This is a genomic window from Xylanibacter rarus (assembly GCF_001275135.1).
GTDB classification, from domain to species: domain Bacteria; phylum Bacteroidota; class Bacteroidia; order Bacteroidales; family Bacteroidaceae; genus Prevotella; species Prevotella rara.
Genome location: NZ_LFQU01000004.1, coordinates 38,856 through 50,175, shown reverse-complemented (window position 1 = coordinate 50,175; position 11,320 = coordinate 38,856). Strand labels below are relative to the sequence as shown.

Here is an 11,320-nt window from a genome sequence, read left to right as displayed (position 1 = left end):
CCTTTTGCAACGCGCTGAGCCACAGTGTGTTACAAAGGCGGATGCCGTTGGCGTGCGTTCTGCCTTCATTATGGCCGCCGGCCGCCGGCGTTGCGTGCCCTGTGCTGCTGTTTCGGCCTTGTCCGTAGGCCCGTGCCGGGGACTTATATCGGCGCAAGTGGCGGTGTGGCAGCGTGTTGCGCGCATAAAAATAAGTTATGCAGAATTAAAAAAACTCTTTTATTTTGTTTTCTCTCTGACTTATGTTATCTTTGCAGATGATTTAAATCGCGATTTAATTATGAAAATAGCTCTTATCGGCTATGGCAAGATGGGCAAGATGATTGAGCAGATAGCCCTTGGCCGTGGCCACCAAATTGTAAGTATAATCGACATCGACAACCAGCAGGACTTCGACAGCGAGGCCTTTGCCTCGGCTGATGTTGCCATCGAGTTCACCAATCCTACTGCCGCCTACGGCAACTATCTTATGGCCTTTGCGCACAACGTCAAGGTGGTGTCGGGCTCTACGGGATGGATGAAAGACCACGGCGACGATGTCAGAAAGATGTGCGCCGAGGGCGGACAGACCCTCTTCTGGGCCTCTAACTTCAGTATAGGCGTGGCCATATTCTCGGCCGTCAACCGCTATCTGGCAAAGATAATGAACGGATTTCCGCAGTATTCGGTTACAATGGAGGAGACTCACCACGTGCATAAGCTCGACGCTCCGAGCGGCACGGCAATAACTCTTGCCGAGGAGATAATAGACAATATCGACCGCAAGGACAGCTGGGTGAAGGGCACTCTGACGGCTCCCGACGGCCATATAGAAGGCTCTGCCGACTGCGCCGACAACGAGTTGCGCATCGACTCGGTGCGCCGCGGCGAGGTGCCGGGCATACACACCATTGCATACGACAGCGAGGCCGACTGCATAACCATCACTCACGATGCCCATTCGCGCAAGGGCTTTGCCCTGGGAGCAGTGCTCGCAGCCGAATATACGGCACAGCACAGCGGACTGCTGACGATAAGTGATATGTTTAAGTTTTAAACTTTAGGAGTTAAAGTAGTTAAAGAAGTTATCGCAGGCTGTGCCTGCTAAGTAGTTAAAGTCATTAGCCTTGAAGGCTTTTTGCACGTGTGCAATGTGTATGTGATTATTTATACCAATAATAATCCTCAAGGGTAATGACTTTAACTCCTAAGCCGTACTTGTACGGCGATAACTACTTTTAACTCCTTTAACTACTAAACAATAAATATTTACACCAATGATTGACAAAGAAAAGAAAAAACTTAATATGAAGGTGCAATGGACCAAGTTTGCCGTTGTAACCCTGTTGTATCTCATTTTCCTCTACTGGCTTGAGAGCTGGCTCGGACTTATCGTCGTTCCGTTTATCTTCGACGTCTACATAACAAAGAAGATACGCTGGCAGTGGTGGAAAGACTCAGAGCGCCCCGTGCGCTTCATCATGTCGTGGGTAGATGCCTTGGTGTTCGCCCTCGTGGCCGTCTATTTCATCAACCTGTTCTTCTTCCAGAACTATGTCATACCTTCTTCGTCGCTCGAGAAGTCGCTTCTCACCGGCGACTACCTCTTCGTGAGCAAGGTAAGCTATGGTCCGCGCATACCGCAGACGCCCCTCACCATGCCGCTCACACAGCACACGCTGCCCGTGTTCGGCTGCAAGTCGTATATCGAATGGCCGCAGTGGGACTATCGCCGAGCAAAAGGCCTGGGCAAGGTTGAACTCAACGACATCGTGGTGTTCAACTATCCGGCAGGCGATACGCTCGTGTCTAACCCGCAGTATCAGGCTGCCGACTACTATCAGATGTGCTATTCTTACGGCAGTCAGCTGATAATGGACCATCCAGACATGTCGAAACTCACTCCGCAGCAGCAGCGCGACTGGTACAACAGAGTGTATAACATCGGACGAAACTACATCCTCGACAACCATCCTGAGTTCGGTTCGATAATCTCAAGGCCCGTTGACCGCCGCGAAAACTATGTTAAGCGCTGCGTGGGTCTGCCCGGACAGACGCTCCAGATAAAGGACCGCATAGTGTATCTCGACGGCAAACCCAACAAGGAACCCGACAATGTGCAGTATACATACAACGTGAAGCTCAACCAGCCGCTGCCCGACGACCTCATGCACGAGCTGGGAATAAGCATGGAAGACCTTACGAGTCTTAACCAGAACGGATACATGCCGCTGACCAAGAAGGCCGCAACGGCACTGGCAAAGCGCCGCGACCTCGTGGCAAGCATAGCCCTTAACACCGAGGCTACCGTGGGAGACATCTATCCGCTGAACGCTTACACGGGATGGACACGCGACAACTATGGTCCGGTATGGATTCCGCAGAAGGGCAAGACCATAACTCTCAACATGAAGAACATTGCCGTTTACGAGCGTCCTATACGTGTGTATGAGGGCAATCAGCTTGAAGTTAAGAACGGAAAGATATACATCAACGGCAAGCAGACAGACAAGTATACGTTCAAGATGGACTATTACTGGATGATGGGCGACAACCGCCACAACTCGGCCGACTCGCGTTACTGGGGCTTTGTGCCTGAAGACCACATCGTGGGCAAGCCTATCTTCATCTGGTGGAGCAGCGATCCCGACCGCAGCGGATTCTCAAAGGTGCGCTGGAGCCGCCTGTTCCGTTTTGTTGATAACATAAAGTAAAAGCAATATATTAAGGACTTTGAACTGAGAAAGGAAGTAGGGCGCCGGCCGTAAGGCCCGTTTGCACGGCGCAGGCAGCGTCTTGACGCGCCACGGCATCTGCCGAATAGGCAAATAACAAGGCCGTAAAGAGAGGCCGGCAAGCATCCGCCCGACGGGTCTGCGCCTTACTTCTTCACTCTTGCTTCATAACTCTTAATCCTAAGGACTATGAGAAGTGCGCTCAAGTTTGTGATGGCGTTGATAGTCACAATCTTGTTGATGTTGGCTTTCCGCGCTTTGGTGTTTACCGTTTACACGGTCAGCGGCTCAGGGCTAGAACCCTGCTTTGTCAGTGGCGACCGCGTGTTGGTAAACAGGTGGAGCTATGGCCTGCGCACGGGCGGCGGTCCTTACTTCAGATACACGCGCTGGATGCCATCGCCCGTTGAGCGCGGCGACCTCGTGGCCTTCAACTGTCCGGCCGACTCTTCCGTTCCATTCACAAGTCTTCCTGTAAGCGCCTGCTATTGCACTGGCGTGCCCGGCGACACCGTCATGGCCGACGGCGTCAGACTGATGGTGCCCGGCAGAGACCACATTGTAAAGGTGAGCGAAAGCAATATGCGCCTGCTCTGCTTTCTGTATAACAGATACGAGGGGCGCAACGCTGAGATTGCAGACGGCCGCCTTATCGTGGACGGAGCAGAGACACGCTGCGCAGCCTTCGGCAACGACTACTACTGGTTCAGTTCGGGCCGTCCCTCAGAACCATACGACTCGCGCTTCTTCGGCTTTGTTCCCGAGACACACATCATCGGCAAGGTGTCGGTGCTGCTCTATTCTGTCGACCCTTCGCTGCCGTTCTACGAGTGTCTGCGCCCCGGACGCAACATGCAGCTCATAAGAAAGCCCAGACCTCTTGGCGCAAAATAACTGTACTGCCGGGCTTAATTCAGCCGTCTGCGGCGCTCTTGGCCGCCATTCTTATGACGGCAGACAGCCGCGTTGAGGCGTTGAAATGGCGTATTAAGATAACAGCAAACATTTAAAGAAACAACAAATCCACCCCATATCATGTCAGAAGCACTGCTTTCATCGGCCTATTTCGGCCCCGTACAATGGTATCAGAAACTCAACCGATACGACAAAGTCAGGGTTGAGGCTTACGACAGTTTCATCAAACAGACCTACCGCAACCGCTGCGTGATAGCCACCGCCAACGGCCTGCAGGCTCTTACGGTGCCCGTGGAGCGCACCGCCGACGGCCAACGGCCCGATGAACAGGGACAGGTGCCAAAGTGTCTCATGAAGGATGTGCGCATAAGCAACCACGGCAACTGGCGCCACATACACTGGAACGCGCTGATGAGCGCCTACGGCGAGTCGCCGTTCTTTGAGTATTATGCCGACGACATCAGGCCGTTTTTTGAGAAGGAGTGGACCTTCCTTTACGATTTCAACGCTGAGATATGCGCCAAAATGTGCGAACTCATCGACATAGAGCCTCATGTGGAGCCTACTGCGGGCTACATGTTCAGCGACGAGGCCGAAGGCATGGGCATCGACGACTACCGCGACGCCATACGCCCTAAGCACAGCATGCCCGACCCGATGTTCGCTCCCAGGAGATATTATCAGGTGTATGAGCAGCGCCACGGCTTTCAGCCTAACCTCAGCATACTCGACCTGCTGTTCAACATGGGCACCGAGAGCGTGCTCTATCTGTAGACATAACGGCTCAATGAGGCCCAGTCCGGCGGCCTGATTGAGCCTATTTTCTTGCCGTTTCATCGTGCCAACACGCCCGGAACCGCTGCCGGCTTTCGATTTTTTAACTCTTGCGCTTTCGCGTTTCTTTACAAAATAAATTTCCGTTACAGACATTCCGCTGTCCGTTTTATAACCCTCCGCACAGCCGTTTATGGCCGTTTTTTCCCCATTTCACCGCCATTTACGGCCAAATCTGCCATGTTTTGCGCCCCGTTTCACTGCTTTTTGCCATGCAGTTGGCCGTATATTGGCGTGTAAAAGACCGTCTTTTGCATGACGAAAGGCCACCTTTTGCACGGCAGCTGCATTGCTTCTGATGCAACGTAAGGCGTAAATGGCATGCTGTCAGGTGGTTACGCATTTAGCACAAAAACGCCCGTTTTTCCGTTCTGACCGCGCTTTCGTGCCCGGCATGGCCGTTCTGAGAGCCTTAACCGGATTTGCGACTCATGTTGCTTTAACACAGTTTAACCCGCTGCCAGCCTTGGCCGGTCAGCCGTCGGCGGCATGTCGCCCGTCGTTCAGAAACATTCTCACCGGGCAGCGGTGCCGAATGGCGGCGGCAGACGGCATGAGAGGCTGTGCAGCTGCGCACGGTGCGGCGTGTAAACCCTTTGTAAACAAATACAGCAAGAACATTTTTCGTAGATTAAAATGACTAATTTTTCGGTTTTTCATATTTTTTATTACTACATATCCACGTTTTTTAAATTATTGTATTAGATTTGTAACCTGTTAATTCATTTAAACTAAGAAAACCATGTACAACAAAACATTAAAATCTTTTCTTCTTATCATGATCGCCTCAGTGGTCATGAGTTCTTGCATAGGTTCGTTCGGCCTGTTCAACAAAGTGCTCGACTGGAACAAGGATGCCACGGGCAACAAGTTCCTCAACGAACTTATCTTCATCGTCATTTCGCCCGCCTACGTGCTGTGCGGAACGGCCGACTTGCTTGTCCTTAACACCATCGAGTTCTGGTCAGGCTCAAATCCTCTGGCCGAGAATGTAGGCAAGACGGAGAGCATCATGGGCAGCGACGGCAAGCTGTATGCCGTTACCACGCTCAAGGACGGATACGAGATAAAGGATGCCGACGGCAATGTGATGAACTTTACATATAACGAGAAGGACAACACTTGGGCCGTTGAGAAAGACGGAACCACAACCGTGCTGCTCAAGATGAAGGGCAACGACACTGCGCAGATATATCTGCCGGGCGGCAAGACCATGGACGTCACGCTCGACAAGCAGGGCCTTTATGAGGCAAGAATGGCTGTCAACGAGGGCGTTTACTTCGCTGCAAGATAACAACGGGGCGGCGCTGCCGCTGTAAATACGCATTAAGGGCGGAAAGATGCGTGCCTGCGCGGCATGCGGTCTTTCCGCCCTTAACTGTTGTTATGTCCTCGGCCTATTTGCGCCCGAGCTTCTCTGCACATTCAGGACACAGGCCCTTTATCACGTAGTTGATGCTGTTGAGCACGAAACCGCCCGGCAGGCTCACCACGGGCACGTGTATGCGCTTCAGGCAGAACGTGCGCTGGCAGTTCTCGCAGTAGAAGTGTGTGTGCTCGTCTTCCACTCCGCAGTCGCAGTCGTCGCTGCATACGTTGTATTTAAGGCTGCCGCTTCCGTCGTCCACCACATGTATGAGGCGGTTTATCAGAAACACCGACAGAGTGCGCGATATGGTGCTCTTGTCTACCGTCGGCAGCAGTTTCTCGAGCTGCGGCAGCGACACCGTCTCGTCGCCCCTGAACATCGCCCGCAGAATCAGCAGGCGTGTGGCCGTCGGCTTTATGCCGCGGTGCTTCAGTTTGTCTATATAGTATTGTTCAGATGCCATTTCGGTGCAAAAATAACTCTATTTGTCCGAAAAGCAAAATTTAGTGGCCATTATTTCTGTTTGCGCCGCTGCGCTCTCCGGCCGCTCTGCCGAAGAATATCCTTGTGGCGTTGAGCACGGCCAGCAGGGCCACGCCCACGTCGGCAAACACAGCACCCCAGAGGTTTGCCATGCCCACAAGTCCGAGCAGCATCACTGCCACCTTTATGCCGATGGCCATCACTATGTTCTGCCTTACCACGCTTACGGTGCGCTTGCCGGCCCTTATCGCCTCAGCCACCTTCGACGGATGGTCGGTCTGGATGACCACGTCTGCCGTCTCGACGGCCATGTCTGAGCCCATCGCACCCATGGCAATGCCCACGTTGCTCAGTGCAAGCACAGGCGCGTCGTTGATGCCGTCGCCAACGAAAGCCACGTTGCGGCCCTCGCGCTGCAGCTGTTCTATATGCCTTACCTTGCCCTCCGGCATCAGGTCGCCATATCCCTTGTCCACCTTAGTCTCGGTTGCCACCTTGTCCACGAGCGCCTGTTTGTCGCCCGAAAGTATGTCCATGCGGCTTATTCCGCACTCTCTGAGCCTTCTGACGGCCTCTGCCGCGTCGTCCTTAAGCGTGTCGGCAAGTAGTATGTAGCCCTCATATCGGCCGTTCTTGGCGCATGCCACGATGGTCTCGGGCACGCTCTTCAGCTCCTCCGGATAGCTTACGTTCTCGCGGTCGAGCAGCCTCAGTGTTCCGGCAAGCCATCTGTCGCCGCCTGCCGTGGCCGTCATGCCGTAGCCGGGCAGGTCTTTCACGTCGCTCACCTCTGCCGTCCTGTCGCCTGCATAGGCTGTTATTGCCTTGGCAATGGGGTGGTTGCTGCTGCGCTCCATTGCCGCCACGGTGGCCAGCAGCTTGCCGGTGTCGTTGCCGCAGACCTTAGTTACGGAGAACACTCCGCGCGTCAGCGTGCCCGTCTTGTCGAACACCACGGTGTCGATATGCGTTACGGCGTCGAGCCAGTTGCCGCCCTTGAACAGTATGCCGTGCCTTGATGCCGCGCCGATGCCTGCGAAATAGCTCAGCGGTATGCTTATGACGAGGGCGCAGGGGCACGATATAACGAGGAATATCAGTGCGCGGTAGAACCATGTGCTGAAGTCGTAGACGAAGCCGGTGCCTGCTGCCGACCAGATGTAAGGCACGATGACGGTGAGTGCTGCCAGCGCTATTACGGCAGGGGTGTATATCCTTGCAAATTTGCGTATGAAGAGTTCGGCAGGCGCCTTGCGCTCCGATGCCTCCTCGACCATCTTCAGTATGCGTGCCACGGCGCTCTCGCTCTCGGGCCGTGTAACCTTTATCCGCGCCACGCTCTCCGTGGCTATCATGCCGGCAAGCACTTCGTGGCCGTTCTCAATGGTGCGGGGCATGCTCTCGCCGGTAAGCGCAGCTGTGTTGAATGCAGCGTCGCCGCTTGTCAGTATGCCGTCGAGCGGCACGCGTTCGCCCGGCTTAACCTCGATGATTTCGCCCGGAATGACGTTTTCGGGCTTGTCGGCCACCTTATGATTGCCCCTTACTATGACTGCCATCTTGGGGTGAAACTCCATCAGGCTGCGTATGTTGTCGCGCGCCTTGTCGACGGCCATGTCCTGAAGTGTCTCGCCCACGCAGTAGAACAGCATCACTGCCACTGCCTCGGGATATTCGCCTATGATGAAGGCGCCTATCGACGCTATTGTCATGAGCATGAACTCGCTGAACACTTCCTTCTTCATTGCGCACTCCCATGCCTCGCGCATCACGCCGAGTCCTACGGGCAGGAACGCCAGGATGAACCATGCCAGGCGCACAATGCCGTTGTTGAAGATTACGGCTCCTCCTTCGGTGAAGCATATTCCGGCCATGAGCATGAAGAAGGAGATTATCGGTTTCTGAAATTTCTTGGTTACCATGTCCTTTGTCTTTAGTTTGTCTTTTTACTGATGCAAAGGTAGCCGATATGCGATGCAACCCGGTTGCAAAGTTGGGGTAACAACGAAAAGAGGCCCGACAGCGAGTGTCGGGCCTCCGTGTGAGCATGATATTGTGATTATTTAGATCTCCAATGTCCGTGCAGGTTGCAGTATTCGCGTGCGTACACGTTCTTGCAGTCGGTGTAGAACACAGCCTCCGGCTTCTCGCCCGGCTTGAGGTGCTTGCGCTGAACCTTGTCGCATTCAACCAGTTCGATCCACTCGATGTAGTGGTTTTCGAGCATCGGGTGCTCAACTTCGCCCACTTTAACTCTGTAGCCGCCCTCGATAGGCTCTACAACGGGTACGTGCTTCTCTGTAGCAGCGTCAACGGTGTTCTCTGTAAGCAGCTCCATGGGCTGTCCGCAGCACGACAGTGTGCCTCCTGCCTCGTGCATAACTTCTACTATGTTGCCGCATACGGCACAGCGGTAAACTTCTTTCAACTTTGTCATGATAATACTCTTTTTTAGTTGTTTAAAACTCTTGTTCGTAAGATACGGATAGTTTCTGTATCTGATACAAAGTAACTAAAAATATCTGAGAATCCGTTTCTTTTTTCGCCATATTTTTGTTTTACCGGCGTTTTTTATGGTTAAAACACTTATTAATTCTTATTTTAACTATACCCGTGCCTCATTCTGCATGCTGTCATGCCTGTTTTCGTATGCCCGAAAACAACCTGTATTCTGCCGCCTTTCATGCTGTGGGGATATGGCCTGCGTGCAGCCGTTTTCCGAAAGGTGGCCTTTCGCCTTCTGAAAGACCACATATTGCACGCTAAAAGGCCACCTTTTAGAAGCTAAAAGATGGCCTTTCGTAAGTCGTTGAATATCAGGCTTGTCGGCGGCTTGCCCGTCGTGGCTGTTCCGGTTGCCGCCGGAGCGTCTTCTGCCTTATGTCTCTGCCATATACAGCTTGAGCTCTTCGGGCGTCATCCTGCGGTAGATGCAGTAGAGTTCCGTGGGCCCTTCGCCGTTGTTTCCCTGCAGTCTTCTGATTATTCTCATTTCGTGGTCGTTGAGAGTGATTATCCTGAAGCCCCTGTCGGCATCGGCGGCAAGCTGGAAACTGTTGGCCCTGTACGTGTATCTGATGCTCTCGCTGGCCGTTGCCGCAGCCTCGCCCTGCTGCGTCATCCATGTTATGGTGTCGGTGGCGATGAAGCAGCTGTATGCCATGTCTTGCCCGTTGTCGCTGTATATGTTGGCTACGTCGTATCTTCCGGCCATCTCCATCCTGTGCGCCTCGGTGCATTTCCATCCTCTTCCCACGGCGTAGCGGCTGAAATATTCGCTCGTTATCCTCATCTGTTCAGGCAGAGTGGGGTACTTGTCGTTGAGCGAGTCGAGGTCGTAGGGATGGTCCTTTATGCATTCTGCAAGTTCGGTGCTGCTCATTGCCCTGTATGTCGAGTAGACATAAATCTTCTTTCCGTTGCCGTCGATGGCCTGGTATTTTATCAGTTTCATCTCGTTCTCGTTGAGCGAGATTATCTTGAACATCTCTTTTCCGTCGGCCATGAGGCTGTTGGAGCCTTCGTCGTAGGTGTAGCTCCTCTTGCGGTATCCGCTTATAGGGTAGGCGTCGATGTACGAGTAGGTGGTTACGCTGTCGCCGCTGAACGAGTAATCCGAAGGACTTGCGCCCACCAGACCGCTCCAGTATTCTTCTTTCTCGAACGTTCCGTTGCTCTTTATCTCGTGCGACTCAACGTGCGTCCATCCCTTTCCGTTGAGAGTAGCGGTTACATATTCCGCCGTCATCTGCTGCGGTATGGGTATGTTGAAGTCTTCATCGTCGCTGCATGCGGTCAGGGCCGACATTGCGAATGCCAGCAAAAGCATCGTAAAGATATTCAGGTTTTTCATAAGCATTGTGTTGAAAGTAACATCTGCAAATATAATGTTTTTCTGTTTAGATTGTAGCTTATCTGACATAAAAAAGCGAAAAAATGTTTCGTTTTAACAAAATATCCGCCGTCTTGCCCCTCATTCCGCATCCCGCAGGCGCTTCAGGAGCGCTGCCGCCGGGGCATGCTGATGCCGCATATATGACGCAAAAGAGCCGGCGGACAGCCTGTGCACGGTCTGTTGTCGTGCTGCTGTCCGCCGGCTCCGTTATGTCTTGCGCCCCCGCTCATGCCTGCCGGCTCGCCGGGCCGCTGTGTCTGTCGGTTGTCAGAAGCTCCTGAGCCATGCCTTCAGCTCGAGCTGCATCTCGTTGTGATACTTGAAGCTGTCGCGGTTGCCCCATCCGTGGCCGCCCGATGGATATACATGGAGCGTGGCCGGCACGTCGTGGCGGTAGAGCTCAATGTAGTAGTTCACTCCGTTGGCCGGCAACACCACGCGGTCGTCGTCGCTCAGGGCTATGAATGCGCGCGGCGTCATGCGCGACACGTGCAGGTCGTTGCTGTAGCTGTTCTCGTCCTTTTTCCTTGCGTTGCTGCCCAGCAGGTTGTCGTGCGAGCCCTTGTGGGTAATGTCGGGCATCATGGTTATCACCGGATAGAACAGTATCTGGAAGTCGGGGCGCGCGTCCTTGGCTGCATGCGTGGCAACGGTAGATGCCAGATGGCCGCCTGCCGATGAGCCCATTATGCCCACGTCGTCGGGATTTATGTTCCAGTTGGCGGCGTTGCGGCGCACCAGTCTGATAGCCTCCTCGGCGTCAGATATGGGCACATCCTTCTCGCCGTGCGGCATTCTGTATTTCAGCACGATGGCAGCTATGCCCATGTTGTTGAAGAACGGTGCCCAGTCGTAGCCCTCATGGTTCATGGCCAGATGCTGGTAGCCGCCTCCGGGACATATCACCACGGCGCGTCCCGTGGCCGATTTCTTTTCAGGAAGAAACACCTTGACCTTTGCCGTGTCGCCCGCGTCGCTGCTCTTCACGGCCGGACCGTTGGGCCAAAGGTTTATTTCATAACTCTGTTGTGCGCTCATGTTGAGGCTCAATGCCAGCATCGCTGCCGCAAATAATAGTTTTTTCAGTGTCATTGTTGTAAGGAATGATTG

The 11,320-nt window shown here is 53.6% G+C and carries 10 protein-coding genes; 5 read left to right on the top strand and 5 right to left on the bottom strand.

Translation table 11 applies throughout. The features are described from left to right. Window positions 1–280: 280 nt before the first annotated feature. From dapB to ACU52_RS03610, 5 genes are all read left to right on the top strand, one after another. Entirely contained in the window at window positions 281–1,036 is a 756-nt protein-coding gene (gene dapB, locus ACU52_RS03635) for a 4-hydroxy-tetrahydrodipicolinate reductase (RefSeq protein WP_053397850.1), read from the top strand. A 220-nt stretch (window positions 1,037–1,256) separates the two neighbouring features. Next, a complete protein-coding gene (gene lepB, locus ACU52_RS03630; protein ID WP_021856023.1) occupies window positions 1,257–2,693 on the top strand; it encodes a signal peptidase I in 1,437 nt (478 codons plus the stop codon). Window positions 2,694–2,903: 210 nt separating this feature from the next. After that, entirely contained in the window at window positions 2,904–3,608 is a 705-nt protein-coding gene (gene lepB, locus ACU52_RS03625) for a signal peptidase I (protein ID WP_053397795.1), read from the top strand. 141 nt (window positions 3,609–3,749) lie between these two features. Beyond that, window positions 3,750–4,403 carry a WbqC family protein gene (locus tag ACU52_RS03620; RefSeq protein ID WP_053397794.1) on the top strand — a complete coding sequence of 218 codons (654 nt, stop codon included), beginning with the start codon at window positions 3,750–3,752 and terminating at the stop codon, window positions 4,401–4,403. A gap of 802 nt (window positions 4,404–5,205) precedes the next feature. Next, on the top strand, window positions 5,206–5,757 hold the full coding sequence (locus ACU52_RS03610; RefSeq protein ID WP_021856020.1) for a DUF3332 domain-containing protein: 552 nt from the start codon (window positions 5,206–5,208) through the stop codon (window positions 5,755–5,757). Window positions 5,758–5,860: 103 nt separating this feature from the next. Here ACU52_RS03610 and ACU52_RS03605 read toward each other — a convergent pair whose 3' ends face one another. The 5 genes from ACU52_RS03605 to ACU52_RS03585 form a co-directional block, all read right to left on the bottom strand. Further along, a complete protein-coding gene (locus ACU52_RS03605; protein ID WP_053397792.1) occupies window positions 5,861–6,295 on the bottom strand; it encodes a Fur family transcriptional regulator in 435 nt (144 codons plus the stop codon). A 40-nt stretch (window positions 6,296–6,335) separates the two neighbouring features. After that, complete coding sequence (locus ACU52_RS03600) at window positions 6,336–8,237, bottom strand: heavy metal translocating P-type ATPase (RefSeq protein ID WP_053397791.1); 1,902 nt, start codon at window positions 8,235–8,237, stop codon at window positions 6,336–6,338. A gap of 137 nt (window positions 8,238–8,374) precedes the next feature. Further along, window positions 8,375–8,752, bottom strand: a complete 378-nt coding sequence (locus ACU52_RS03595) for a desulfoferrodoxin (protein WP_021856017.1) — start codon at window positions 8,750–8,752, stop codon at window positions 8,375–8,377. Window positions 8,753–9,193: 441 nt separating this feature from the next. Further along, the gene (locus tag ACU52_RS03590; protein ID WP_147630752.1) at window positions 9,194–10,168 is read right to left on the bottom strand and encodes a hypothetical protein; all 975 of its coding nucleotides are present in this window, start codon (window positions 10,166–10,168) and stop codon (window positions 9,194–9,196) included. 309 nt (window positions 10,169–10,477) lie between these two features. Next, a complete protein-coding gene (locus tag ACU52_RS03585; protein ID WP_053397789.1) occupies window positions 10,478–11,302 on the bottom strand; it encodes an alpha/beta hydrolase in 825 nt (274 codons plus the stop codon). Window positions 11,303–11,320 lie beyond the last annotated feature (18 nt).